This window comes from Tardiphaga sp. OK246 (genome assembly GCF_900188215.1).
GTDB classification, from domain to species: domain Bacteria; phylum Pseudomonadota; class Alphaproteobacteria; order Rhizobiales; family Xanthobacteraceae; genus Tardiphaga; species Tardiphaga robiniae.
Map to the genome: position 1 here is coordinate 984239 of NZ_FZOX01000002.1, position 24667 is coordinate 1008905.

At 62.1% G+C, this 24667-nt stretch carries 23 protein-coding genes; 2 read left to right on the forward strand and 21 right to left on the reverse strand.

What is annotated here, in order from left to right; translation table 11 throughout:
- Positions 1-28 precede the first annotated feature (28 nt).
- The 9 genes from tatC to CHC01_RS12090 all read right to left on the reverse strand — a co-directional run bounded on the left by tatC (position 29) and on the right by CHC01_RS12090 (position 9631).
- On the reverse strand, positions 29-844 hold the full coding sequence (gene tatC, locus CHC01_RS12050; RefSeq protein ID WP_089264481.1) for a twin-arginine translocase subunit TatC: 816 nt from the start codon (positions 842-844) through the stop codon (positions 29-31).
- The gene (gene tatB / locus CHC01_RS12055) at positions 841-1380 is read right to left on the reverse strand and encodes a Sec-independent protein translocase protein TatB (protein ID WP_089264482.1); all 540 of its coding nucleotides are present in this window, start codon (positions 1378-1380) and stop codon (positions 841-843) included. The genes tatC and tatB overlap by 4 nt, the downstream gene beginning before the upstream one ends.
- An 85-nt stretch (positions 1381-1465) precedes the next feature.
- The gene (locus CHC01_RS12060; protein ID WP_068730798.1) at positions 1466-1705 is read right to left on the reverse strand and encodes a twin-arginine translocase TatA/TatE family subunit; all 240 of its coding nucleotides are present in this window, start codon (positions 1703-1705) and stop codon (positions 1466-1468) included.
- A 141-nt stretch (positions 1706-1846) separates the two neighbouring features.
- Positions 1847-2953, reverse strand: coding sequence for an SMC-Scp complex subunit ScpB (scpB, locus tag CHC01_RS12065; protein WP_089264483.1), 1107 nt, complete (start codon positions 2951-2953; stop codon positions 1847-1849).
- A 21-nt stretch (positions 2954-2974) separates the two neighbouring features.
- Positions 2975-3802 (reverse strand): segregation and condensation protein A, encoded by an 828-nt coding sequence (locus CHC01_RS12070; protein ID WP_089264484.1) that lies wholly within the window; start codon positions 3800-3802, stop codon positions 2975-2977.
- The gene (nagZ, locus tag CHC01_RS12075; RefSeq protein WP_089264485.1) at positions 3799-4824 is read right to left on the reverse strand and encodes a beta-N-acetylhexosaminidase; all 1026 of its coding nucleotides are present in this window, start codon (positions 4822-4824) and stop codon (positions 3799-3801) included. The genes CHC01_RS12070 and nagZ overlap by 4 nt, the downstream gene beginning before the upstream one ends.
- 46 nt (positions 4825-4870) lie before the next feature.
- Positions 4871-6361, reverse strand: a complete 1491-nt coding sequence (locus tag CHC01_RS12080; protein ID WP_089264486.1) for an SPOR domain-containing protein — start codon at positions 6359-6361, stop codon at positions 4871-4873.
- 105 nt (positions 6362-6466) lie between these two features.
- Entirely contained in the window at positions 6467-8260 is a 1794-nt protein-coding gene (gene argS / locus CHC01_RS12085; protein WP_089264487.1) for an arginine--tRNA ligase, read from the reverse strand.
- Positions 8261-8428: 168 nt separating this feature from the next.
- A complete protein-coding gene (locus CHC01_RS12090; protein WP_244558340.1) occupies positions 8429-9631 on the reverse strand; it encodes a deoxyguanosinetriphosphate triphosphohydrolase in 1203 nt (400 codons plus the stop codon).
- Positions 9632-9743: 112 nt separating this feature from the next.
- Here CHC01_RS12090 and erpA point away from each other — a divergent pair, with 112 nt between their 5' ends.
- A complete protein-coding gene (erpA, locus tag CHC01_RS12095; RefSeq protein WP_089264489.1) occupies positions 9744-10091 on the forward strand; it encodes an iron-sulfur cluster insertion protein ErpA in 348 nt (115 codons plus the stop codon).
- 27 nt (positions 10092-10118) lie between these two features.
- Here erpA and CHC01_RS12100 read toward each other — a convergent pair whose 3' ends face one another.
- The 3 genes from CHC01_RS12100 to CHC01_RS12110 are packed head-to-tail and all read right to left on the reverse strand — an operon-like array spanning position 10119 to position 15234.
- Entirely contained in the window at positions 10119-10961 is an 843-nt protein-coding gene (locus CHC01_RS12100) for an amidohydrolase family protein (RefSeq protein ID WP_089264721.1), read from the reverse strand.
- Between the two features lie 10 nt (positions 10962-10971).
- On the reverse strand, positions 10972-14100 hold the full coding sequence (locus CHC01_RS12105) for an efflux RND transporter permease subunit (protein WP_089264490.1): 3129 nt from the start codon (positions 14098-14100) through the stop codon (positions 10972-10974).
- 3 nt (positions 14101-14103) lie between these two features.
- On the reverse strand, positions 14104-15234 hold the full coding sequence (locus CHC01_RS12110; protein ID WP_089264722.1) for an efflux RND transporter periplasmic adaptor subunit: 1131 nt from the start codon (positions 15232-15234) through the stop codon (positions 14104-14106).
- Positions 15235-15403: 169 nt separating this feature from the next.
- On the opposite strand from CHC01_RS12110, the gene xth reads away from it, so the two are divergent.
- Positions 15404-16195 carry an exodeoxyribonuclease III gene (gene xth, locus CHC01_RS12115; RefSeq protein ID WP_089264491.1) on the forward strand — a complete coding sequence of 264 codons (792 nt, stop codon included), beginning with the start codon at positions 15404-15406 and terminating at the stop codon, positions 16193-16195.
- A 226-nt stretch (positions 16196-16421) separates the two neighbouring features.
- Here the strand turns inward: xth and CHC01_RS12120 are convergent, their stop codons facing one another.
- The 9 genes from CHC01_RS12120 to pdhA all read right to left on the reverse strand — a co-directional run bounded on the left by CHC01_RS12120 (position 16422) and on the right by pdhA (position 24666).
- The gene (locus CHC01_RS12120; RefSeq protein WP_089264492.1) at positions 16422-17234 is read right to left on the reverse strand and encodes a tetratricopeptide repeat protein; all 813 of its coding nucleotides are present in this window, start codon (positions 17232-17234) and stop codon (positions 16422-16424) included.
- Positions 17221-17901: a dihydroxy-acid dehydratase gene (locus tag CHC01_RS12125; RefSeq protein WP_141137093.1), complete on the reverse strand. Its 681-nt coding sequence runs from the start codon at positions 17899-17901 to the stop codon at positions 17221-17223. Before CHC01_RS12125 ends, CHC01_RS12120 begins: the two co-directional genes overlap by 14 nt.
- 289 nt (positions 17902-18190) lie before the next feature.
- Positions 18191-18436: a hypothetical protein gene (locus CHC01_RS12130; RefSeq protein ID WP_089264494.1), complete on the reverse strand. Its 246-nt coding sequence runs from the start codon at positions 18434-18436 to the stop codon at positions 18191-18193.
- A 161-nt stretch (positions 18437-18597) separates the two neighbouring features.
- The gene (gene lpdA, locus CHC01_RS12135) at positions 18598-20019 is read right to left on the reverse strand and encodes a dihydrolipoyl dehydrogenase (RefSeq protein ID WP_089264495.1); all 1422 of its coding nucleotides are present in this window, start codon (positions 20017-20019) and stop codon (positions 18598-18600) included.
- 3 nt (positions 20020-20022) lie between these two features.
- The gene (locus tag CHC01_RS12140) at positions 20023-20445 is read right to left on the reverse strand and encodes an endonuclease domain-containing protein (protein WP_089264496.1); all 423 of its coding nucleotides are present in this window, start codon (positions 20443-20445) and stop codon (positions 20023-20025) included.
- Positions 20446-20522: 77 nt separating this feature from the next.
- Positions 20523-21890 carry a pyruvate dehydrogenase complex dihydrolipoamide acetyltransferase gene (locus tag CHC01_RS12145; RefSeq protein WP_089264497.1) on the reverse strand — a complete coding sequence of 456 codons (1368 nt, stop codon included), beginning with the start codon at positions 21888-21890 and terminating at the stop codon, positions 20523-20525.
- A 2-nt stretch (positions 21891-21892) separates the two neighbouring features.
- Positions 21893-22198 (reverse strand): DUF5076 domain-containing protein, encoded by a 306-nt coding sequence (locus CHC01_RS12150; protein WP_068730814.1) that lies wholly within the window; start codon positions 22196-22198, stop codon positions 21893-21895.
- 3 nt (positions 22199-22201) lie between these two features.
- Complete coding sequence (locus tag CHC01_RS12155) at positions 22202-23602, reverse strand: pyruvate dehydrogenase complex E1 component subunit beta (RefSeq protein ID WP_089264498.1); 1401 nt, start codon at positions 23600-23602, stop codon at positions 22202-22204.
- A 32-nt stretch (positions 23603-23634) separates the two neighbouring features.
- Positions 23635-24666 (reverse strand): pyruvate dehydrogenase (acetyl-transferring) E1 component subunit alpha, encoded by a 1032-nt coding sequence (gene pdhA / locus CHC01_RS12160; protein ID WP_089264499.1) that lies wholly within the window; start codon positions 24664-24666, stop codon positions 23635-23637.
- Position 24667 lies beyond the last annotated feature (1 nt).

Here is a 24667-nt window from a genome sequence, read left to right on the forward strand (position 1 = left end):
AAGTTGTGATTGCAAGGAGGCGACGCCCCTACTCCGCCGGCGTCACGTCCGTGCCGGTCCCCGCCGCAGCCTTGGCAGCAGCGGCCTTGGCGGCGTTCTTCTCAACCATGCTGACCGCGATGATCGAACCTTCGTAGAGGATCAGCAGCGGGATCGCGAGGGAGGCCTGGCTGATCACATCGGGCGGCGTCAGCACGGCCGCGATAACGAAAGCGATGACGATGAAGTAGCGGCGCTTTTCGCGCAGCTGCTTCGACGTGAGGATGCCGATGCGGCCAAGCAGTGTCAGGATGACGGGGAGCTGGAAGGCGATGCCGAAGGCGAAGATCAACGACATCATCAGCGAGAGATATTCGCCGACCTTGGGCAGCAGCGCGATCTGCGCTGTATCGGAGCTTCCGGTCTGCTGCATGCCCAGCGAGAACCGGATCAGCATCGGCAGCACAAGGAAATAGACCAGCAGCGAGCCCAGCGCAAAGAAGAACGGCGTCGCGATCAGGTAAGGCAGAAACGCGCCCTTCTCGTGCTTGTAGAGGCCGGGCGCCACGAACATGTAGATCTGCGCGGCGATCACGGGGAACGAGATGAAGCCGGCGCCGAACATCGCGAGCTTCAACTGGGTCAGGAAGTATTCCAGCAGCGCGGTGTAGATGAACTTCGAATTCTCCGGGCCGGCCACCCATACGAACGGCCAGACCAGCACGTTGTAGATCTGCTTGGCGAAGAAGAAGCAGAAGATGAAGGCCACGGCGAATGCCAGCAGCGCCTTGATCAGCCGCGACCGCAGCTCGATCAGGTGATCCATCAAGGGAGCCTTGGAGGCTTCGATATCTTCGGCACTCATGACGCTTTGGCGTCCTTCAGAACATCGGGACCGGCCGCGTCGGGGGCTGCTGCGCCATCATGGGCGGCAGCGGGAGTTTCGACCGGCGACGGCTGCACTTCCCGGGTAACGGCCAGTGGTTCGTTCACTGCAGCAGTTTCCTGCGCATGCGTCTCGGCCTCAACGAAGGTCTCGGGTGTAGGCGGCTCGGGCGTGGTGGGCACGGCCGGAGGCGTGTCGAGATCGTCAGCCTTGTCGATGGCCATATCGACTGAAGAATTGGCGTCGCTGACGTCCTTGGTCAGCGAGGTCATGATGTTGTTGGTGGTGAAGCCGGAAGCGACATCCTTCACGTCGTCGAAGGCCTTTTTGACGTCGGCCATTTCGGCTTCGCGCATCGCCTCGTTGAACTGGCCCTGGAATTCCGAGGCCATCTTGCGGGCCTTGCCCATCCACTGCCCGACCATGCGCAGCACGCCGGGCAGTTCTTTCGGGCCGATGGCAATCAGCGCGACGACCGCGATGACGACCAGTTCACTCCACCCGATATCGAACATGAAAAAATCCGCTCACGCGGGGCTGGATGTGCCCGCGTCTCCTTCAATGGCCGCCGCGATCCCCAAGGACAATCCCTTCGGAACCTCAGACAACCTTGCTGCCGACGTCCGTACGGTTGGCGGTCGGCGCCGGCGGGGTCTGGTCGATGGTGCGGACCGGCTCGGTCGGCTTGTCTGCCGGCTTGTCGTCGTCCGCCATGCCCTTCTTGAAGGCCTTGATACCCTGCGCAACGTCGCCCATCAGGTCGGAAATCTTGCCGCGCCCGAACAACAGCAGGACCACTCCGATCACGACGATCCAGTGCCAAATGCTGAGTGAACCCATCCTGCTAACCCTCCAAACACGCGGCCAGTCGCCCGGCCTGATCTGACCGGAACGTAGGCTGCGGGGGTGTCAAAAACAAGGACTTAACCCTCGTGGAATCGCGGATGTCGCGGCGCAATGCCGCGAGCGTTAATGCCGCGATCAGTGCTTGCGGTCGTCGTCCCGGTCGGTTGCGTCCGGCTCAGCGTCATCCGGCTCATCTTCGTCCTGATCGTCCTCGTCGAGCTCGTCGTCTTCCGCGTCGTCGGAATCGTCTTCATCGTCGTCGAGTTCGGCCGTTTCGGGCTCAGCGGTCTCGTCTTCATCCGACTCGGGCTCTGCGACTTCAGCCGCTTCGGCCTCGCCTTGCTCGGGCTCGATCACGTCGAGATCGCGCGCTTCAAGTTCCGCGACCTCGGCTGCTTCGCTCTCTGGCTCCACGACATCTGCCGTTTCAGTGAATTCGGCCTTGGCCTCGGCAAATGCCTGGGCCTCACCAGCGTATCCGACAGTCCCGGCTTCGGGTTCCTTGAGCTGCAGTTCGGGGAATTCCGGATCGGGTGCCGACAGCGCCAGTTCCAGTTCGCCGCCCTCCAGCGGATCCTCGTCCTCGCGGAGCGTTGGATCGTCGGACGGATTGGGCACGCTGAAGCCGGACGGCAGCCGCGAATCCAAGAGACCAGTGCCCTTGAGTTCCTCAAGACCCGGCAGATCGCCGAGTGCCTCCAGGCTGAACTGCGACAGGAAGCTCTCGGTGGTGCCGAAAGTCAGCGGCCGGCCCGGCGTCTTGCGACGGCCACGCGGCTTGATCCAGCCGGTTTCCAGCAGCACGTCGAGCGTGCCCTTGGAGGTGATGACGCCGCGAATGTCTTCGATTTCGGCGCGGGTCACCGGCTGGTGATAGGCAACGATGGCGAGCACTTCGATCGCCGCACGCGACAGCTTGCGGGTTTCGGTGGTCTCGCGGGTCATCAGCCAGGACAGGTCACCGGCGGTGCGGAACGTCCACTTATTGGCGACACGGACCAGATTGACGCCACGCATGGCGTAATCGGCCTGCAACTGCGCCAGTGCCGCCTTGATATCGACGCCATCCGGCATGCGCTTGGCCAGCGCGGATTGGTCGAGCGGCTCGGTGGATGCGAACAACAGCGCTTCGAGCAGGCGCAATTCTTCTGGGCGCGCCTCCGACTGGACCTCGGTCTGTCCCTCGGACTGCACGATCTGATCCTCGACATCGTCGATGCGTTTCTCGGCGAGGCTTGCCATGTCTGGATCTCCTTCTTCCACTTACTCGGCCGGAACTTCCGGCTCCACCTGCACAGGCTGGGCGATGTGCTTGCGGAAATACAAAGGCGCGAATGCTTCTTTCTGGCTGAGGTCGAGCGTGCCCTCACGGACCAGTTCAAGCGCAGCTGCAAAACTCGAGGCCATCACCGTCGCGCGCTGCGCGGGGTCGGCGACATAGGCCAGCAGATATTCGTCGAGGCGGCTCCAGTCCTCTGCCATGCCGACCAACCGTTCCAGCGAGGCGCGCGCTTCGCTCAGCGACCAGACGGTGCGCTTGGCGAGATGGACGCGCGTCAGCACGCGAGCCTGGCGCTGGGTCGCATAGGCCGATAGCAGATCGTAAAGCGTCGCCGTGAAGCGCGGATGCTTCACCTCGGCGATCGACTCGGGAACGCCGCGCGGAAAGATGTCGCGGTTGAGCTGCGGCCGGGTCATCAGCCTGTTCGAGGCTTCGCGGATGGCCTCGAGGCGGCGCAGCCGGTTGGCCAGCGCGGTCGCCATATCCTCGGCGCTCGGGCCTTCGCCCGGCACGGTCGTATCCGGTAGCAGCAGGCGCGACTTCAGGAATGCCAGCCACGCCGCCATCACCAGATAGTCGGCCGCCAGTTCCAGACGGATCTTCCGCGCGGCTTCGATGAACAGCAGATACTGGTCAGCCAGCGCGAGGATCGAAATCTTGTGCAGGTCGACCTTTTGTTGCCGCGCAAGCGCGAGCAGCAGGTCGAGCGGGCCTTCGTAACCTTCGACGTCGACGACCAGCGCCGGCTCGTCGTCGGGAACGACCTCGGCCGGCAGTCCGGTTTCAAACGACAAAATCTCAGCGCTCATGCACTTGCTCCTGCTCGAGCGATCAAGGCGTCCAGTTCCGCGCGTCCGGCGGCGCGGTCGAACGGCTGCGGCTGACGGCGGGCGGCGACCGCCGCCCTGGCGCGCTCAAGCGCCTTCCCGGCCAGAACCGGGGTCTCGCTGACGACGTCGCGCATCTCGTCCAGCTTGCCGTTGCAATGCAGGACCATGTCGCACCCGGCGCTGACGATCGCCCGCGTGCGTTCCGCGATCGATCCCGCCAGAGCATTCATGGACACGTCATCACTCATCAACAAACCTTGGAACCCGATACTGCCGCGAATCACCTGCTCGATGATTGTCGCAGAAGTCGTGGCCGGTTGGGTGGCGTCCAGAGCGCTAAACACAACATGTGCAGTCATCGCCATCGGCAGGTCGGCGAGCGGACGAAACGCTTCGAAATCAGAGGCTTCGAGCTCACTCTTCGCGTTATCCACGATCGGCAATTTGAAATGGGTGTCGGCCGTGGCCCGACCATGGCCGGGAATGTGTTTGAGGACCGGTAGAATGCCACCTTGCGACAGACCGTCGGTCACGGCGCGGGCAATAATCGCGACCTTGCCGGGCTCGGTGCCATAGGCGCGATTGCCGATCACGGCATCAGCGCCCTCCACCGGGACGTCTGCCAGCGGCAGGCAATCAACGGTGATGCCGAGGTCCACAAGGTCACTCGCAATGAGCCGTGAGCTGAGCCAGGCCGCCCTGAGACCTGCTTCCGGGTCGGCGTCGTAGAGCACGCTGAACACCGCGCCGGGCGGATAGACCGGCCAATGCGGCGGTCCCAGACGCTGCACACGCCCGCCTTCTTGGTCGATCAGGACCGGCGCATCGAGATCACCGGTCGTGTTGCGAAATTCTTCTACAAGTCGAGCAACTTGGGCGGGATTATCGACATTACGCTTGAAGAGAATGAAGCCCCACGGCCGTTCCACGCGCAGAAATGCGCGCTCTTCAGCGGTCAGCTCCAGCCCAGATACACCGGTGATGAATGCGCGTGTGCTCATGGGGCCGATTAGCCCCCATCAACGCCCAGGGTCAAGGAAACGGCCGTTAATTCCTTTGGACGACGCACTGTCCGCCGGCAGATTTCAGGTTCCCGCAGACCTGTGAGGCTTCTTCCTGCGAGCTGAACGGTCCGACCATGGCCCGATAATAGGTCCCCTTGTCGCCAAGGTCGGCCTTCTTGATCAACGGCGCACGCGATCCCAACACCGAGGGGAACTTGGTCTGCAGGGCACGGAACGACGCCTGCGCATCGCCCTCCGACCGCTGGGACGATACCTGGACCACATAGCCGCCGCCGGAGGCGACCGGGGCCGCCTGCTGGGTCGGGTTGGTCGAGGCCATACGGGAGGGCGCCGGAGGAGCGGCTGCAGCCGGAGGCGCGGCCTGCGGCGACAGCGACATCGGGGCATTGGCCGATGCGTTGGCATTGGCATTGATCGCGCGCGGTGCCGCAGCGGGCGCGGCTGCAGGAGTCGCGGCCGGAGCGGCGATGCGGGCCGGCGCCTGACGCGCGGCCGGTGTGGCCCCGGCGTCGGACTGGTCACCCTTGACGGCGAAAGTACGGATCTTGCGGGGCTCATCGCCCTGCATCGCGCCATTGCCGACCATCGGCTTGTTGGATGGCGACACGCTGGCGGTGGATGGCGGGTTGGCGTTCTGGTTCAGCGGCGGGAACACCACACGCGGACCAGCCTTGGTGGCATCCTGCACGTTGACGGGCTGCTCTTCGCGCGACACCAATCGCTCGGGGGCTGCGCCGCCGAGACGATCTTGAATCGGCTTGCCGTCGGCCGCGGCTGTCGCCGACGGCGGGACGATCTTGTTCGGACCGGGCTCGGCCTTGATCACCGGCGGTTCGCCGGTGCGCGCCGATCCCATAAATGTACGATAGGCGAAGGCAGCACCGGTACCCACTACGGCCAGCGCCAGCACGATGGCAACGGTCGCCATGCCACCGCGGCGCTTCGGCGCCTCTTCCTGCTCGGCATAGCCGTCCTGATAGGCGTAGGGATCATCCTGATACTGATCGTCGTGCGGATGCTGGGCCTGTGTGCCATCGGCGTGGCCATACAGCGCATCGTCATAACGATTGGGATCATGCGGCGCGTGAGCCTGGTCGTACTGGCCCTGATAATCCTGCGCCTGATGATCCGTATGCGCGGCAAATGCTGGCGCCTGATGATAATCGGCCTCCGGCTGCAGATGCTGCGGCTCCTGATGCTGAGCGCCGTAACGCTGCACCGGATGAAGATTCTCGAATTCCTGCTGCTGCGGCTCATGGGCTGCCGCACGCTGCATCCACGGCGGCGGGCCGGGCTGCGCGGGTTCTTCCTCATATTCCGGCTCGTCCTGATAGGCCGGTTCAGCCTGGCGCGGCGCGGGCGCCGGGCGGCTGTTGCTCGCGAACGGGTCGGTTTGCCCGATCAGCCGCGCGAGTTCGGCGAGCGGATCGCCCTCGCCCTTCGTCCGCGATTGAGCGTCGCGGCCGTAATCGTCATCCGCTGGGAAAGGTCGGTTCTGGTATCGATTAGCCATTGTGATGTCGCATCCCCTTCGGGAAAGCCGCCAACCCGCTTTTCAAACGAAACAGCTGCTATCAAGAACCACCCACAGATCCCCATGTGAGCGGCCGTCCCCTGTCTACCGCATCTCGTCCGGTGCGGTGACGCCGAGAACGGCGAGGCCCGAAGCCAGGACTGAGACGACGCTCTGGACGAGTGCCAATCGCGCTTTGGTAAGTTCTGCATCATTAGTGATAATGAAGCGTAAATGAGGCATATCGCGTCCGCGCGTCCAGAGCGCATGAAATTCGCTGGCGAGATCATACAGATAGAAAGCTATGCGGTGCGGCTCATGCGCCGTGGCCGCAGATTCTATCATCCGTGGGTACAATGCTAACTGCCGCATCAGGCCCAGCTCGGCGATATCGTCGAGCCGCTCCATCACCGCGTCTTTCAGATAAGCAATGCGCGCCTCGGTTTCCAGAGGCAGGTCGGTCAGCATTTCCCGCGCATTGCGGAAGATCGAATGGCCGCGGGCATGGCCGTACTGCACGTAGAAAACCGGATTGTCCTTGGACTGCTCGATCACTTTGGCGAGGTCGAAATCCAGCACCGCGTCGTTCTTGCGGAACAGCATCATGAAACGCACGGCGTCGGAGCCGACCTCGTCGACCACCTCGCGCAGGGTAACGAAATCGCCGGAGCGCTTCGACATCTTCACCGGCTCGCCATTGCGCAACAGCTTCACAAGCTGCACGATCTTGACGTCGAGTTCGGCCTTCCCTGCCGTTACCGCCTTGATCGCCGCCTGCACACGCTTGATGTAGCCGCCGTGATCGGCGCCCCAGACGTCGACCATGTTGAGGAAGCCGCGGTCGAACTTGGTCTTGTGATAGGCGATATCGGACGCAAAATACGTGTAGCCGCCGTCCGACTTCAGAAGCGGGCGATCGACGTCGTCACCATAGGCGGTGGCGCGGAACAGGGTCTGCTCGCGGTCTTCGTAGTCGTCGATCGGTTTCCCCTTCGGCGGCGGCAGCCGGCCGATATAGACGTCACCCTTGCCGCGCAGGAATTCGATCGTTGCGCCGACCATGTCGGTACCGCCATCGATCAGCGAACGCTCGGAGAAGAACACTTCGTGGGAGATGTTCAGCGCGGCGAGATCGCCCTTGATCATCTCCATCATCATGGAAATGGCCTTGGCGCGCGTGATCGGCAACCACTTGTCCTCGGGCATCTGGTTCAGCGCAGCGCCGTACTCAGCCACGAGCGCCTGCCCCACCGGCACCAGATAGTCGCCGGGATACAAGCCTTCCGGAATATCGCCGATGGCTTCGCCGAGCGCCTCACGGTAACGCAAATGCGCGGAGCGCGCGAGTACGTCGACCTGCGCACCGGCGTCGTTGATGTAGTATTCGCGGGTAACGTCATAACCGGCGCAATCGAGCAGACTCGCCAGCGCATCGCCGAATACGGCGCCGCGGCAATGGCCAACATGCATCGGTCCCGTCGGATTGGCCGACACGTATTCGACATTGACCTTCTCACCGGCTCCGACGGCACTCCGGCCATACGAGGCACCGTCGCGCAGCACCGCGCGCAGCGCATCGGCCCAGGCCGACGACTTCAGCGTGAGATTGATGAAGCCGGGTCCGGCGACATCCACCGACGTCACCAGATCGTCTTCGCGCAGCTTCGCAGCGATAGCGTCAGCCAGATCGCGCGGCTTGGCTTTCGCCTCTTTCGCCAGCACCATCGCGGCATTGCTCGCCATGTCGCCATGCGACGCATCCTTGGTCGGCTCGACGACGACGCGCGACAGATCGATGCCGGCGGGCAACACGCCTTCACTGACGAGGGCGTTGCAGATCGCGTGAACGCGCGCAAGCACGTTGGCAAACAGATGCGGGGACGGAGCGGTGGTGGCCATGGCGGTACGGGAACCAGAACTTGCGCCGGATCATTCCGGCTGGATTTGTATCAGGAGGATGGATAGCGGTTTGGTTTGCGTTCCGCTGCATTTTGTTTGAATTCAAGCAAATGCAAGGCAACGGAAATTACAAATATTTAAGCCCTGAAAGGCACTTAGACGTGTCGCCTAACGCAATTCGGGGGTCGAGTCAAAGAGCCGGATATGTTCGGTGATGGCAAAACGATCGGTCATCCCGGCAATGAAATTGCCGATCCGGCGCGCCTGTTCGCCGTCCGATTCCGGCTCAGCCCCCTCAGGTGGTAGCCATTCGGCCGGCAAATCCTCGGGCGCGCGCTGATAGCGCGCGAACAGATCGGTGACGAGACATTCCGCCTCTACCATCACCCGCATGACACGCTCATGGCGATACATGTGCTGCCAGAGGAAGGCCTTGATCCCAGCCTCGGCTTCTGCTGCGTTAGCACGAAACGCGACGAGCTTGCGCCCGCAGCGGCGAATGTCCTCCGCGGATTTCGGCAACACCGCGCCTAGCCGTTGCTCCGTCTCACCGACGACCGCACCGATCAGATAGGAAATCAGCTCGCGCACCAGTTCGGCGCCGCGGCGGCTCTCGTCGAGACCGGGATAGCGCCCATCGATCTCTGTGATCATGCCTTGCGTCAGCGGCATCGCCTTGAGGTCATCGACGGTGAACAGCCCTGCGCGCAGTCCGTCATCGATGTCATGAGCGTTGTAAGCGATATCATCGGCAATCGCCGCGACCTGAGCTTCCAGCGAAGCGAAGCTCGACAGCTCCAGATCAAAGGTGCGGTCATATTCGGTGATCCCGAACGGCACGCCATGGGTGGCATAACGTCCCACAGGGGCGCCTAACGCGTCCGTTAGCGGCCCGTTGTGCTTGACGATGCCTTCGAGGGTTTCCCAGGTCAGATTGAGGCCATCGAACTCGGGATACCGATGTTCCAGTGACGTGACGAGGCGCAGAGTCTGAGCGTTATGATCGAAGCCGCCATGGGCCTCGAGACAGGCATCCAGCGCCCGCTCGCCGGCATGACCGAATGGCGGATGGCCGATGTCATGGGCCAGCGCCAGGGTCTCGGTCAGGTCCTCGTCGAGGCCCAGTTGCCGGGCCACGGCGCGGGCAATCTGCGCCACTTCCAACGTGTGGGTGAGTCGGGTGCGGTAATGATCGCCCTCATGGAACACGAAGACCTGAGTCTTGTGCTTGAGCCGGCGAAACGCGGTCGAGTGGATGACCCGGTCGCAATCCCGGCGAAACGCGCTACGGGTCCGGCTCGGAGCCTCGGAAAACAGCCGTCCGCGGCTGCGATCGGGGTCGCAGGCATAGGGTGCGCGGGGAGCAGCCATTCCGACCGACACGGCGTGTTTATCCTTGATCCAATTGATTCCTGAGCCTGCCGCACTTAACTATGGGAAGCGGCAGATTCAAATGGTTCGAATCCTGCCAGGAGAGCCAGATATGACCGACACTGCAGTCACCGAGGCCCCCCTCACCGTCAGCGCGCGTGCTGCGCGCCGGATCGGCGAGATCCTCAAGACCGAAGGCAGCGGCGCCATGCTCCGCGTGTCGGTCGAAGGCGGCGGCTGCTCCGGCTTCCAGTACAAGTTCGACGTCGAGCGCGCCAAGGCGGACGACGACATCCTGATCGAACGTGACAGCGCCGTGGTGCTGGTCGACCCCTCCTCAGCACCGTTCCTGGCCGGCTCCGAACTCGACTTCGTCGATGACCTGATCGGCGCCTCGTTCCGCGTCGTCAATCCGAACGCGACGGCGTCCTGCGGCTGCGGGACCAGCTTCTCGATCTGACCTCTATTCGGGCTCTTTTAGATCGGTCTATTTCTCGGCGAACAGCGCCCGCGCATTGCCGTGCGCGATCTGTTTAGCGACCGCCGGCGGCAGTTGCGCCAGCCATGCGCGATAGCCATCCATGATATCGCCATAGCTCGCCCAGCGTTCCGGCACCCAGGTGTCGGAGCCCAGCAGGAAGCGATCGGGGTAGCGCTCGAATAGCACGCGCCATTGCGGCGTCAGTTTGCCTGATCCGTCCACGATGCCGCTGCGGTAAGACAATTCACCCCACAGTTTCGGGTATTTTACCAGCATCGCTGCGACACGGTCCGGCGCGAGGCTGAAGCCGGTATGTGCCCAGATAATCTGCGCACGCGGATTGTGCCGCATCAGAATCTCGACCGCTTCGTCGTCGGCATGGGCGTGCAAATAGAGATTGTTGGCGACGGCAAAGTCGACGGTCTTCTTGACCATCTCGGTATCGGCCGCCTTGCCGGTCAGATGGAATTCGCCGACACCGCGATAGTAGCCGCGCTTGAACTCCTCCTGCACGAGATCGAAGATTACGGGATCGTTGAACCAGCTGCCGATATCGGCGCGCACGCGATACGGCCGGATGAACGGCACGACCTGCAGATCGCCTGCCTTGCCACTGGCCTTGCCGTCCATCAGCACATGGGTGCCGGTGTTCGGGCGGCTGGTGGCGAGAATGCCGGTGACGCGATTCTTCCTGAAAACCTCCAGCACTTCGTCGGGCTGATAATACGGCTTCGGCTCCCAGTTGTAATGCATATGGGCGTCGAAGATTTCGATCCGATCGTCGGCGCGCAGGGGCGCGACAACGAGTGCGGCCAGCAAAGCGGCCGCAGTGAGTGTTCTCACCGGCATCGAAGACACCCTATTCCGCCGCCACGACGCGCGGACGATCGTCGTGGTCTTCTTCGTCGAGCTGCGGCTGCAGCTTGCGCTTCAGCTTACGGTCGATGCGGTCAAGATAGATGTAGATCACGGGCGTGATGAACAGCGTCAGCAATTGGGAGACACACAGACCGCCGACCACCGCAACGCCGAGCGGCTGGCGTAGTTCGGCACCAGCGCCTGCACCAAGCGCGATCGGCAGCGTGCCGAAGATTGCCGCGAAGGTGGTCATCATGATGGGGCGGAAACGCAGCAACGCAGCTTCGCGGATCGCGTGTTCGGCCGACAGGCCGACGCGGCGACGCTCAAGTGCGAAGTCGACCATCATGATCGCGTTCTTCTTGACGATGCCGACCAGCATGACGATGCCAATCATGGCAATGACCGACATTTCCATCTTGAACAGCATCAGCGTCAGGATCGCGCCAATACCCGCCGATGGCAGGCCGGAGATGATCGTGATCGGATGGATAAAGCTCTCGTAGAGGATGCCGAGGATCACGAAGGCCGCGAACACGGCGGCGAGGATCAGAACGCCCTGCCCGCGCAATGAATCCTGGAACACCTGCGCCGTGCCGGAGAAGCCGGTGGCGATAGTCACCGGCAGTTTGGAATCCGCCTCGATTTGCGTGATCTGGTCGACCGCATAACCCAGCGAATAGCCGGGCAGCAGGTTGAACGAGATCGTCACCGCCGGCTGCTGACCCTGATGGTTGATCTGCAGCGGCCCGACCGTTGGCACCAGACGCGCGACCGCGCTCAGCGGAATGGTCTGATTGTTCGACGTCTTCATATAGAGCTTGGAGAGGTCGCTCGGATCAATCCGGAACTGCGGCTGTGCTTCCAGAATGATCTGATAGTCGTTGGTCGGCATATAGATGGTGCCGACCTGACGCGAGCCGAACGCATTATAGAGCTGGTTACGAACCTGATCGACGGTGACGCCGTAGACCGCCGCCTTTTCGCGGTCGATATCGACCGTCATTTGCGGGTTCTTGATGTATAGGTCGGTGGTCACATCGAGCAGGCCCGGCACCTTGGCGATGCGGTCGCGCATCTCCGGCGATACGCGATACAGCGTGTCGGTGTCGCTGCCCTGAAGCACGTATTGATACTGGCTCTTCGACGGCCGGCCGCCGATGTTCAGGTTCTGGATGCTCTGGAAGAAGGCCTGCAAGCCAGGAACGGCCAACGACTTCTGGCGCAGCCGCGTCATCACCACCTGCGCGGGATCACGATCCTGGCGCGGTTTCAGCGCAACGAACAGACGACCATAATTCGCCGTCGCATTCGGGCCGCCGGAGCCCACGGTGCTGTTGATGTATTCGACGGCAGGATCGGATTTCAGCAGATCAGCAAGCGCCTGCTGCCGCGCACTCATCGCTTCGAAGGACGTATCGGTTGCGGCTTCGGTCGTACCGGTCAGGAACCCGGTATCCTCCTGCGGGAAGAAGCCCTTTGGTACGATGTTGTAGAGATAGACGGTGCCGCCGAGGGTCGCGAGCGTCACCACCAGCATGATGCCCTTGTGCGCGAGCACGCGATCGAGCGCCCATTCGTAACCGCGCAGCCAGGCCGCAAATATGCGCTCGAAACCGCGCAGGATGAAATTCTCCTTGTGCTCGGGATTGTGCGCCTTGAGCACGCGCGCGCAGAGCATGGGCGTTAGCGTCAGCGACACGAAGCCGGAGACGATGATCGCCACCGCGATCGTCACCGCGAATTCACGGAACACGCGGCCGACAATTCCGCCCATCAGCAGCACGGGAATGAACACCGCGATCAGCGAGAAGGTGATCGAGACGATGGTGAAACCGATTTCGCGTGCGCCCTTCAGCGCCGCGTCGAACGGCTTCATGCCGAGCTCGATGTGTCGGACGATATTCTCCAGCATGACGATGGCGTCGTCGACAACGAAGCCGACGGACAGTGTCAACGCCAGCAGCGTCATGTTGTTGATGGAGTAGTCCAGCATGTACATCGCGGCGCATGTGCCGAAGATCGAGATCGGCACCGCCAGTGCGGGGATCAAGGTCGCTGAGGCTGAGCGCAGGAACAGGAAGATCACGAAGATCACCAGCACCACGGCGATCAGCAATGTCTCCTCGACGTCGGCGACGGCTTCGCGGACCGAGATCGAGCGGTCCATCATCATATTGACTTCGACCGATGGCGGCAATTGCGCGCGCAGCGACGGCAGCTTGGCGCGGACGCCGTCGACCACAGCGACCGTGTTGGCGTCGGGCTGCTTCTGGATCGCCAGCACGATGGCGCGCTCGCCATTCAACCAGGTCGCGACCTTGTCGTTTTCGACAGCGTCATAGATCTTGGCGACTTCGTTCAGCTTGACCGGCGAGCCGTTGCGCCAGGCAACAACGACCTGGCCGTAGTCGGCGGCCTTGGACATCTGTCCGGATGCCTGCAGCGAGATATCCTGCTTCGGTCCGTTCAGAGTTCCGACCGGCGTCGAGGAGTTCGCGCGTGACACCGCCGTACGGATATCTTCAAGCGACAATCCACGAGCCGCCGCAGCTTCAGGATCGGCCTGGACGCGAATGGCGAATTTCTGCGTGCCATAGATCAGCACCTGCGCCACGCCGGGAATCTGCGACAGCGCCTGCCCGATGGTGATATCGCCAAATTCATTGACGGCCGAGAGCGGCAGCGTCGATGAACTCAGCGCAATGAACAGCACCGGGAAATCGCCAGGGTTCACCTTGCGGAAACTCGGCGGGATCGTCATTTCGATCGGCAACCGGCGCTGTGCGATCGTCAGCGCAGTCTGCACGTCCAGCGCCGCCGCATCGATATTGCGGTTAAGATCGAACTGAATGATGATCTGGGTCGTTCCCTGCGACGAGCTCGACGACATCGAAGAGATACCGGCGATGGTCGAGAGCTGACGCTCGATGATGCCGGCGACCGAGGCCGCCATCGTGTCGGCGCTGGCGCCTGGCAGGGTCGCCGTCACCGCGATGGTCGGAAAGTCCACTTTCGGAAGCGCCGACACCGGCAGCAGCCGGAAACCGAAAATGCCAAACGCGATGATCGTCGCCGTGATGAGCGTGGTCATCACAGGGCGACGGATGCAGAGCTCCGAGAGAGTCATGTTTTATGCCCCGGCCTTGCGAGCCCGGGCTTCGACCCGTGTGCCTTGTGTCAGCAAGAGCTGGCCGTCGACGACGACGTCCTCATCCCCTTTTAAACCCGACGAGATCACCGAAATCCCCTGGAAGGTCCGATCGACTTCGACAGGCTGAACACGGGCGACGCCGTCCTTCACCATGAAGACGAAGTTCCCGGTCTGGCTGCGCTGCACGGCCACGGTGGGCACAACAACGCCGTCCTCGGTGCGCACGATCAATTTGGTCTGTACCAGAATGCCCGGCCACAGGGTTTCGTTCGGATTGCTCATGATGCCGCGCACAGTGACCATGCCGGTGGTGGAATCCACAGTGTTTTCCACCATCGCCACCTTGCCGGTTTCAGAACGGCCGCTGTTCGGGATGGTCGCAATGACCGAGGTCGATCCCGCCGCCATCGCTTCGCGCAGATCGCCAAGCACACGTTGCGGAATGGCGAAGGAGACATAGACCGGAGCCATCTGATTGATGGTGGCGAGCGGCGCCGTATCAGCCGGGCGCACGAAATTGCCGACCTTCACATTGGCTGCACTGATCCGGCCGGAGAACGGCGCGCGAATGATGGTGTAGCTCTTCTGGACCTTGAGATTATCGAGCGCCGACTGATCGGCCCGGATGGTTCCGGCCAGGATATCGGATTGGGTCTTGGCATTATCGACGCTCACCTGGGTGGTCGCGCCCTTCCCGATCAGATCGGTAAAGCGCCGCACGTCGCGTTCCGCACCGGCCAGTTGGGCCTGATCGCGGGCCAGCGTGCCTTCGGCCTGCTCGATCTGGGCATCAATCTGCCGCGAATCGAGGGTGAACAGCAGATCGCCTTCCTTGACCTTGGCGCCGTCTTCAAAATGCACCGAGGTGATGGTGGTTTCCACCCGCGACTTGAGCGCGACACTCGAAATCGGCGTTACTGTACCGATCGAATCGACATCGACCGGAACCGGTTTGCGTTCCGCCTTGGCAATCTCGACCGCAACGATCCGCGCGCGCTGCGGGGCCTGTGCATTGGTGTTGCCACCGGTCCACGAGGAGCGCGTCGTGTAGGCCGCAACCGCGGCAGCGCCGACGAGAACGAGTAGAGCGATCGATGTGCGTTTCTTCATATGGTCCATGTCACCTGGTACAGAAGATCGGGTCGCCCCCGTTTCCCGCCCATGGCAGCTTTAAAGACAGCGTCTGTGCGCTTTAGGCTTAAAGCTTATCATGTTGGCAGGGATGATGGTATGCCACGTTGACGTATTTTTGCCATTGTTGTTACCGGAATCCCATCAGATGAGAATTGCCACCTGGAATGTGAATTCTGTCCGCCAGCGACTGGACCATCTGGTGACGTGGCTGCGCGACTGCTCACCGGACATCGTCTGCCTGCAGGAGATCAAATGCCTCGATGAGGCGTTTCCGCGCGAGCCCATCGAGGCGCTCGGTTACAATGTCGTCACCCACGGCCAGAAGACCTTCAACGGTGTTGCCCTGCTCTCGAAATATCCGCTGGAGGAAGCCACGCCCCGGCTGGCGGGCGACGACGAGGATCTCCATGCGCGCTTCATCGAAGGCGTAGTGTCGCTGAAATCCGGGGTGGTCAGGGTTGCCTGCCTGTATCTGCCCAACGGCAATCCGGTCGATACCGAGAAGTATCCCTACAAGCTGAAATGGATGTCGCGGCTGCAGGAATTCACCAAGCTGCGGCTGAAGACCGAGGAGCCGTTGATTCTCGCCGGCGACTTCAACGTCATCCCGGCGGCGGCCGACGCCTATAATCCGGCGGCCTGGATCAATGACGCGCTGTTCAAGCCGGAAACCCGCGCGAGCTTCCAAACCCTGCTCGGATTGGGGATGACCGACGCCCTGCGCTCCGTCACCGACGAACCCGGCCAGTACACGTTCTGGGATTATCAGGCCGGCGCCTGGCAGAAGAACTGGGGCATCCGCATCGACCACCTGCTGCTATCGCCGCAGGCCAGCGACAAGCTGATCGACGTCGGGATCGACAAATATGTGCGCGCCTGGGAGAAGCCGAGCGATCACGTGCCGGTGTGGGTCGATCTGGATCTTGAAGCGGCGTAAAGGCCGGTCGCCAAGCGCTCCCCAAACACAAATTGTCATCGCCCGGCTTGACCGGGCGATCCAGCAAACGCCCGGGGCAACGTTCCGAGACGGCGCCTGACGCGAGCACTCGTTGATAATTAATAATGAAGGCTGGCGATTACTGGGTCACCCGGTCAAGCCGGGTGACGACAGTCGAGTGTGAGGTAATCGCGCTCGGAAACGGTCGCTTAGTCCGGGACAACCCTCAGTCCCGTTTGCCGGACACCCAGTGCTCGAGCATCTGCAGCGCCATGGCGCGGTCGTCTTCGGAGGCCTTGGCGATCGCCTTGTTGTAGCTATCGCGGATCCAGGTGTCGTCCGGGCCGGCATTGTCGCGGGCCAGCGTCAGCCACATCAGGCCGCGCGCCATCTGCCGTGGCAGCGATTCACCGTTGAACAGCATCTGGCCAAGCAACGCCTGCGCCTGGTGCTGGCCCTTCTGCGCAGCAAGGCCAAGCCAGCGGGCACCATATTTGGTGTCGCGCGGGGTACCGATGCCCTTCAGATACAGCCGGGCCAGATCGTATTGTGCGTCGGCATTGCCGAAATAGGACGCAGCGTAGGAGAACATCTCGCGCGCGCGTTCGGTGTCGGCCTTGATCTTCGAATTCGGAATGCCGTCGAGGTAATAGCGACCGAGCGCCACGAAGGCGTTGGCGACGATGGTGGCCTGCGGCGCGGACGGCGAGTCCTCGGCGTGGGCATTGGCGATACGGCTGAAATATTCGAAGGCGCGCAGGTCGTCCTGTGCCACACCGTTACCGTCGGCATACATCCGGCCGAGCTTCCACTGGGCGATCGGATGACCGCCTTCGGCGGCATATTGGAGCGCAGTCAGCGAGGTGTCAGGCTTGGCGGACTTCTTCAAGACCGGAGCAGCACCGGGAATGGTCGTTACAACTGGCAGGGCCGCGTCGCTGCTGCCAACGGGCGCACCGTCAAAGGCAAAGGCCGGCGCGGCCACTGACGCGGCAACCAAAGCAAACGCTACAAAAATGGTACGCTCAACTATCCGCATAACAGTATTTCTCGTGGGCCCGGCCGGTTTGGGTCACGGCGCAACCAATGGCCGATCCAACCTGCTGGGCATATGTCCACAGCGTCCCTGACATATGGTTAGTCGCGCGACGCTTCCGTTTGGTCGGGTGCGCGGCCAATTCTTTGTCGGTCAATTTTACGTTAAGGCAGCCCTCACCGGTTTCGCACCCGATGGTGCTACCGCCCATCGATTCGAAGGTGTCAGGAGCCAGAGTCCCCTTCGATCCAACAAGGTCACCAATAACGGCGATCAGCTTGTCGGCAGAACGAATGACGTCCTGATGGGAATTCCGCGTCACGGGCTTCATTTTCTCCGCGATCATCTGCCCCGTCGCAGTGAGGCACGCTCCCTGCGACCGGCTGTGATCGAGCAATGTCGTCTTCAGCAACAGTATGTCGGCAACTTCCAATATGTCTTTGGCGACATAACGGCTCACCCGCTTCAAATCGGTGCCATATGGTGTCTTTTTGAAGATTTCGACGGTGCGAGATTCTTGCGCGCGCAGCACTGGGCCGGCGATGAACCGTTCGCGCCGCAGCGTCGCCAGACTCGTCGCGCAGGGGAGCGCGCCACGCGACGCCTGCTCCCGGCCCTCCGTCATAAGACGGCTAGGCAAACGCGACTTGATGTTCGTCTTGGCGTTCATCGCGAACCTGGTTTCTCAGGCCGCTTCGGCGATCCGGGACAATCCCACTGACATCCCGCCGATCAACAAAGCGCTCCAGCCTTCTGGCTGGTGAGAAATGATTTCACGAAGGCGTGTGGCCAAATAGCGGCGGTTACAATACCCACAGCACGACAGGGTTAAATCTTGGGGGGACTGTGGCAAGCAAGCAACATTTGTGGCGCACCGGCAACCCTTTTGAGCGAGGCTAAAATCGCTGCCGCTTACCGGAAAGTCAGCGCAAGGCCGACTTTTCCATCCGTTGCCGATCTCAACGTCCGGCGGGCGCGGAGGTGGCACCACCGTAGACCAGCCCGGGATAAACACCGCGGACGAGCACAGGATCACGGCCCCAGCCCGGGTAATAGGCGAAGGCATCGCGTGAGTCGCCATAGGTTGTGACGGCCTGCGGTTGAGCATGCCGGTGTGCAGAGCGCTGCTCTGCCCCAGTGGCGACACCGGACATTATCAGAGCAATGAGGGCCGAAGCCGCGGCAGTGGTGATCGTTGTTTTCATGAAAACCTCCCTGATTTAGCGTCACTCGGAAATGACAGCACTTGCGCCTTGGACGCATTCGCGTCTGACCTTGACGGCAGATAACGTCGGGAGACCGGAACGTAAGCCCGCCGCAACTTCACGATGCAGCGATCAAAATTATCGATCGGAAATGCTTTCGACTACGTATTCAGCACGCGCCCATAGGCGTCGAGCACGGCTTCCTTCATCGTCTCCGAGATGGTCGGATGCGGGAAGATGGTGTGGAAGAGCTCTTCCTCGGTGGTCTCCAGGTTCATGGCGACCACAAAGCCCTGGATCATCTCGACGACCTCAGCGCCGACCATATGGGCGCCGAGCAGCTGGCCAGTCTTCTTGTCGAAGATCACCTTCACCATGCCCTGGTCCTCGCCCTGGGCGATGGCCTTGCCATTGGCGACGAAGGGGAAGCGGCCGACGCGGATGTCCTTGCCGGCTTCCTTTGCCTTGGCTTCGGTGAGACCGACCGAGGCCACCTGCGGATGGCAATAGGTGCAGCCCGGGATCAGCGACTTGTCCATTGCATGCGGGTTCATCCCCTTGATCGCCTCGACGCAGATCACGCCCTCATGCTCGGCCTTGTGGGCCAGCATCGGCGGACCGGCGACGTCGCCGATGGCATAGATGCCGGGCACATTGGTCTTGCCGTATTTGTCGATCACGATACAGCCGCGCTCGGTCTTCACGCCGAGCTTCTCAAGGCCAAAGCCTTCGATATTGCCGACCACACCGACCGCCGAGATGACGCGATCGACGGTGAGTCGCTGGGTAGCCCCCTTGCCATCCTCGATGGTCACGGTGACCGAATCCGACTTCTTGTCGAGCTTGGTCACCTTCGCGCCGGACATGATCTTGATGCCCTGCTTCTCGAACTGTTTGCGGGCGAAACCGGCGATCTCGGCGTCTTCGACTGGCAGGATCTGCGGCAGCACCTCGACTACGGTCACGTCGGCGCCCATGGTCTTGTAGAACGATGCGAATTCGATGCCGATGGCGCCGGAGCCGACCACCAGCAGCGACTTCGGCATCTTGTCGGGGTTCATGGCCTCGAAATAGGTCCAGACAAGCTTCTTGTCGGGCTCGAGACCCGGCAGCACGCGCGGCCGGGCGCCGGTGGCGACGATGATATGCTTGGCAGTATAGCTGCCTGCCCCGAGCGCGCCCTTGGGTGCTGCGGCTTCCGTCTTCTTGACAGTGAATTTGCCCGGCGCATCCAGGGTCGCGTCGCCCCAGATGATCGAGATCTTGTTCTTGTTCATCAGATATTCGACGCCGCCGCTGAGGCGCTTCACGACGCCGCGCGAGCGCGCGATCACGGCCTTGATGTCGAACGTCACGTTGTCCGCCGACAGGCCATAATCCTTGGCATGCTGCATGTAGTGATAGATTTCCGCCGAGCGCAGCAGCGCCTTGGTCGGGATACAGCCCCAGTTATTGCAGATGCCGCCGAGATAGGCCTTCTCGACGATCGCTGTCTTGAAGCCGAGCTGCGCGGCCCGAATGGCCGTCACATAGCCGCCGGGACCGGAGCCGATGACGACGACGTCGAAGGAATTATCAGCCATGAGTTACTCGCTCTTTCTTCCCTCTCCCCTTGTGGGAGAGGGTGGATGCGCGCCGTCAGGCGCGCAGACGGGTGAGGGGTAATGCTGGGCAGCGTCGAGAATGGCTTCGAGCACCATTTCCGAGCGCTGCAGAATGTCGTTGTTCCAGAAGCGCAGGGTGCGAAATCCGCGCTCCTTCAGATCTCGGTCTCGTTGTTGGTCTCTCGTACTCTCCGCATGCTGGCTGCCATCGGCTCCCACGATCAAACGACGTTCGAACGACACGAAATCCGCGATCCAAGGACCAATCGGCACCTGCCGGCGAAATTTTAGATTTGTCAGACGACGGGATCGCAGCAGGCGCCACAGCGTCTTTTCAGTCTCGGTCGCATTCGCTCGCAGCGATTTGGCGAACGCGCGCTTCTGATAGGACACCGGCTGGTGCATACCCCTCACCCGTCTCGACCGCTGCGCGGTCGATCCACCCTCTCCCACAAGGGGAGAGGGAAGAAAGAACTGCGTTACTACACCACCATCATCACCGGATTTTCGATCAACTTCTTGAATGCCGTGATCAGTTCCGCGCCGAGCGCGCCGTCAATGGCGCGGTGGTCGCAGGACAGGGTCACGCTCATGATGGTTGCAGCGACGATCTGGCCATTGCGCACCACGGCCCGTTCCTCGCCCGTGCCAACCGCAAGGATCGACGACTGCGGCGGATTGATCACCGCCGTGAAGTCCTTGATGCCGAACATGCCGAGATTGGACACGGATGACGCGCCGCCCTGGTATTCGTTAGGTTTGAGCTTCTTGGCCTTGGCGCGCGCGGCAAGTTCCTTCATCTCGTTGGAGATTGCCGAAATCGACTTGATCTCGGCCTGGCGGATGATCGGCGTGATCAGGCCGAACGGCAGCGCCACCGCGACGCCGATGTCGGAATGCTTATGACGGAGCATCGCTGCTTCCGTCCACGACACGTTCGCTTCCGGAATCTTCTGCAGCGCGATGGCCATCGCCTTGATGACGAAATCGTTGACCGAGAGCTTGTAGAGTGGCTTGCCCTCCGCGTTCTTGCCGGCCGCAGCATTGATCTCCTCCCGCGCGGAGGAGAGCTTGCCGAGATCGCAGTCGACGGTGAGATAGAAGGTCGGCATCGAGTTGGTCGCGGCGGTGAGACGCTGCGCAATCGTGCGGCGCATCGAGTCATGCGGCACGCTCTCGTAAGCGCCCTGCTCGTACAGCCCGAGAATCTGCTGATCGGACATTGCAGGCGCACCGATCGCTCCAGTTGCACCTGCTGGAGTGCCGGCAGCCGCGGCTGCTGGTTTGAGGCCCTGACCGGACTTCGCCTTTTCGACATCCGCGGCGACCACACGGCCATGTGGACCCGATCCGTTGATACGACCAAGTTCGATGCCGGCGTCCTTGGCGAGACGACGCGCCAGCGGTGATGAGAATACGCGCGCGCCATTGCTCTGTGCGGCGGCCGGCTGCGGAGCTGGCGCAGCGGCCGGTGCCGGTGCTTTCGCTGCGGAAGCAGCAGCCGGCGCAGGTGCAGCAGCTGCAGGCTTCGGCGCGGGAGCTTCGGCAGCAGGCGCGGGCTTCGGCTTGTCAGCCCCTGCCCCCGAACTCGCGGCCTTCACGTCCTCGCCGTCGGCGGCGAGCACCGCGATCACGGCGTTCACAGCAACATCTTGCGTACCTTCCGCCACCAGGATCTTGGCGATTGTGCCTTCGTCGACGGCTTCGACTTCCATCGTCGCCTTGTCGGTCTCGATCTCCGCGATCACGTCGCCAGACTTGACCTTGTCGCCCTCCTTCTTGAGCCACTTGGCAAGGTTGCCCTTTTCCATGGTGGGCGACAGCGCAGGCATCAGAATGTTGATTGGCATTGTCAGTGACCTTGTTGCGACCGCGGCGTGGTGTTGCCCATGTCAGTCGGACGCGCGATTTCAGCTTCGAACATTTCGACGATGCGGTTCAGCGCCTCGTCCTCGGAATAGTTGGCCTCACGCGCATAGGCGCGTGCGGCATGGCGCGCGATATCGACCAGCAGGAGCCCCCACATATCGGGCTCCTCGAAGGCGCGCATGAAGGCGATGGACAGCCCGCCATCCAGCACGAACGCGCGCAACACCTCGGTGGCGTCCTCGCGATCCATGACATCCGGCGGCAGTGGCTGTTCCTTCGGACCTGCCATGGTTCACCGATAGCAAACGGCTTTGGCCGCAGCCACGACGTCGGCCACCGACGGCAGCGCCAGCTTTTCGAGATTGGCGGCGTAAGGCATCGGCACGTCCTTGCCCGACACGCGCGCGACCGGCGCATCGAGATAGTCGAACGCATGCTCCATGATGCGTGCGGCGATTTCGGCGCCCACACCCGACTGTTGCCAGCCTTCTTCCACCGTCACGGCGCGCGATGTTTTCTTCACGGACTCGATGATGGTGTCGGTGTCGAGTGGACGCAGCGTGCGCAGGTCGATGACCTCCGCCTCGATGCCTTCCTTGGCGAGTTCTTCGGCAGCCTTCAGGGCATAGGTCATGCCGTTCGACCACGAGATCAGCGTCACATCTTTGCCGACACGTGCGACCTTGGCCTTGCCAATCGGCACGATGTAGTCGTCGAGCTTCGGCACCTCGCCGGAATGCCCGTAAAGCATTTCGTTTTCGAGGAAGATCACCGGGTTCGGATCGCGGATTGCGGATTTGAGCAAGCCCTTGTAGTCGGCGGCGCTATAGGGTGCGACGACCTTGAGGCCCGGGATCTGCGAATACCAGGCCGAGTAGTCCTGGCTGTGCTGGGCACCGACGCGCGCCGCAGCGCCGTTCGGGCCGCGGAAGACGATCTGACAGGTCATCTGGCCGCCGGACATGTAGAGCGTCTTGGCAGCGGAGTTGATGATCTGGTCGATCGCCTGCATGGCGAAGTTGAAGGTCATGAATTCGACGATCGGCTTCAGGCCAGACATCGCCGCACCGACGCCGACACCGGCGAAGCCGTGTTCGGTGATCGGCGTGTCGATGACACGGCGTGCGCCGAATTCCTGCAGCAGGTTCTGGGTCACCTTGTAGGCGCCCTGATATTCGGCGACTTCCTCGCCCATGATGAAGACGTCTTCATCCCTGCGCATTTCCTCGGCCATCGCGTCGCGTAGCGCTTCGCGGATGGTCATGGTCACCATCTCGGTGCCTTCAGGAATTTCGGGATCGGGCTGGATCGAAGCCGTCGGAGCTGCCGGCGCAGCAGCTTCTTCCTTCGGAGCCGGAGCGGATTTGGCTTCCGCGGCAGGCGGCGCGGATTCTGCGGCCTTCTCCTGCTTCGCCGGGGCCGGTGCGCTCGCCGCAGCAGATGCGTCTTCGCCGTCAGCGAGGATGGTTGCTATCGGCGTGTTGACCGCGACATCGTTGGTCCCTTCCGGGATCAGGATCTTGCCGAGCGTCCCTTCATCGGTCGCTTCGACTTCCATCGTCGCTTTGTCGGTTTCGATTTCGGCGATCACATCGCCGGACTTGATCGTGTCGCCTTCCTTCTTGAGCCATTTGGAGAGGTTGCCTTTCTCCATGGTCGGGGACAGCGCGGGCATCAGAACTTGAATGGCCATTATAACTCCAGATCGGTCTTTAAGCCGCGCGCTTAGCGGTACACATCGGTGTAAAGTTCGGATGCATCGGGCTCAGGGTCCTGCTGCGCGAAATCCGCCGATGCGTTGACGATGTCACGCACCTCGGCGTCGATCGCCTTGAGGTCCTGCTCGGTCACGTCAGCGGCCAGCAGACGGTTGCGCACCTGCTCGATCGGGTCCTGGTCGTGGCGAACCTTGTCCACTTCCTCGCGGGTCCGGTATTTGGCCGGATCGGACATCGAGTGACCGCGATAGCGATAGGTCTGCATTTCCAGAATGAACGGACCCTTGCCGGCGCGGCACCAAGCGACTGCACGGTCACCGGCGGCCTTCACGGCGCGGACGTCCATGCCGTCGACCTGCTCGCCCGGAATGTTGAAGGAGATGCCGCGCTTGGAGAAGTCGGTCTGAGCCGAGGAGCGCGTCACCGAGGTACCCATGGCGTAGCGGTTGTTCTCGATGACGTAGATCACGGGGAGCTTCCACAGCTCCGCCATGTTGAAGCTCTCATAGACCTGGCCCTGGTTCGACGCGCCGTCGCCAAAGTAAGCGAGGCTGACGAGATCATTGCCGCGGTAACGGTTGGCGAAAGCGAGACCTGTACCGAGCGACACCTGCGCGCCGACGATGCCATGACCGCCGTAGAAGTTCTTCTCGCGGCTGAACATGTGCATGGAGCCACCCTTGCCCTTGGAGTAGCCGCCCTTGCGCCCCGTCAGCTCGGCCATGACGCCCTTGGCGTCCATGCCACAGGCCAGCATGTGACCATGGTCGCGATAGCCGGTGATGACCTGATCTCCGTCCTTCAATGCCATCTGCATGCCGACGACGATGGCTTCCTGGCCGATATAGAGATGGCAGAAACCGCCAATCGCGCCCATGCCGTAGAGCTGGCCAGCCTTCTCCTCGAAACGTCGGATCAGCAGCATGTCGCGAAGCGCGTGCATCTCCTGATCGCGGGTGAAATCTGGCGGCGATGACGGGGTTGCGCCATTGCTCGTTGCCTGCCCTGCGGGAGCGACGCTTTTCTTCGGTGCGGCCATG

Bases quoted from the DNA above. Each gene is read 5' to 3' on its own strand.
- tatC (WP_089264481.1), bottom strand. From the start codon at position 844: ATGAGTGCCGAAGATATCGAAGCCTCCAAGGCTCCCTTGATGGATCAC.
- tatB (WP_089264482.1), bottom strand. From the start codon at position 1,380: ATGTTCGATATCGGGTGGAGTGAACTGGTCGTCATCGCGGTCGTCGCG.
- CHC01_RS12060 (WP_068730798.1), bottom strand. From the start codon at position 1,705: ATGGGTTCACTCAGCATTTGGCACTGGATCGTCGTGATCGGAGTGGTC.
- scpB (WP_089264483.1), bottom strand. From the start codon at position 2,953: ATGGCAAGCCTCGCCGAGAAACGCATCGACGATGTCGAGGATCAGATC.
- CHC01_RS12070 (WP_089264484.1), bottom strand. From the start codon at position 3,802: ATGAGCGCTGAGATTTTGTCGTTTGAAACCGGACTGCCGGCCGAGGTC.
- nagZ (WP_089264485.1), bottom strand. From the start codon at position 4,824: ATGAGCACACGCGCATTCATCACCGGTGTATCTGGGCTGGAGCTGACC.
- CHC01_RS12080 (WP_089264486.1), bottom strand. From the start codon at position 6,361: ATGGCTAATCGATACCAGAACCGACCTTTCCCAGCGGATGACGATTAC.
- argS (WP_089264487.1), bottom strand. From the start codon at position 8,260: ATGGCCACCACCGCTCCGTCCCCGCATCTGTTTGCCAACGTGCTTGCG.
- CHC01_RS12090 (WP_244558340.1), bottom strand. From the start codon at position 9,631: ATGGCTGCTCCCCGCGCACCCTATGCCTGCGACCCCGATCGCAGCCGC.
- erpA (WP_089264489.1), top strand. From the start codon at position 9,744: ATGACCGACACTGCAGTCACCGAGGCCCCCCTCACCGTCAGCGCGCGT.
- CHC01_RS12100 (WP_089264721.1), bottom strand. From the start codon at position 10,961: ATGCCGGTGAGAACACTCACTGCGGCCGCTTTGCTGGCCGCACTCGTT.
- CHC01_RS12105 (WP_089264490.1), bottom strand. From the start codon at position 14,100: ATGACTCTCTCGGAGCTCTGCATCCGTCGCCCTGTGATGACCACGCTC.
- CHC01_RS12110 (WP_089264722.1), bottom strand. From the start codon at position 15,234: ATGAAGAAACGCACATCGATCGCTCTACTCGTTCTCGTCGGCGCTGCC.
- xth (WP_089264491.1), top strand. From the start codon at position 15,404: ATGAGAATTGCCACCTGGAATGTGAATTCTGTCCGCCAGCGACTGGAC.
- CHC01_RS12120 (WP_089264492.1), bottom strand. From the start codon at position 17,234: ATGCGGATAGTTGAGCGTACCATTTTTGTAGCGTTTGCTTTGGTTGCC.
- CHC01_RS12125 (WP_141137093.1), bottom strand. From the start codon at position 17,901: ATGAACGCCAAGACGAACATCAAGTCGCGTTTGCCTAGCCGTCTTATG.
- CHC01_RS12130 (WP_089264494.1), bottom strand. From the start codon at position 18,436: ATGAAAACAACGATCACCACTGCCGCGGCTTCGGCCCTCATTGCTCTG.
- lpdA (WP_089264495.1), bottom strand. From the start codon at position 20,019: ATGGCTGATAATTCCTTCGACGTCGTCGTCATCGGCTCCGGTCCCGGC.
- CHC01_RS12140 (WP_089264496.1), bottom strand. From the start codon at position 20,445: ATGCACCAGCCGGTGTCCTATCAGAAGCGCGCGTTCGCCAAATCGCTG.
- CHC01_RS12145 (WP_089264497.1), bottom strand. From the start codon at position 21,890: ATGCCAATCAACATTCTGATGCCTGCGCTGTCGCCCACCATGGAAAAG.
- CHC01_RS12150 (WP_068730814.1), bottom strand. From the start codon at position 22,198: ATGGCAGGTCCGAAGGAACAGCCACTGCCGCCGGATGTCATGGATCGC.
- CHC01_RS12155 (WP_089264498.1), bottom strand. From the start codon at position 23,602: ATGGCCATTCAAGTTCTGATGCCCGCGCTGTCCCCGACCATGGAGAAA.
- pdhA (WP_089264499.1), bottom strand. From the start codon at position 24,666: ATGGCCGCACCGAAGAAAAGCGTCGCTCCCGCAGGGCAGGCAACGAGC.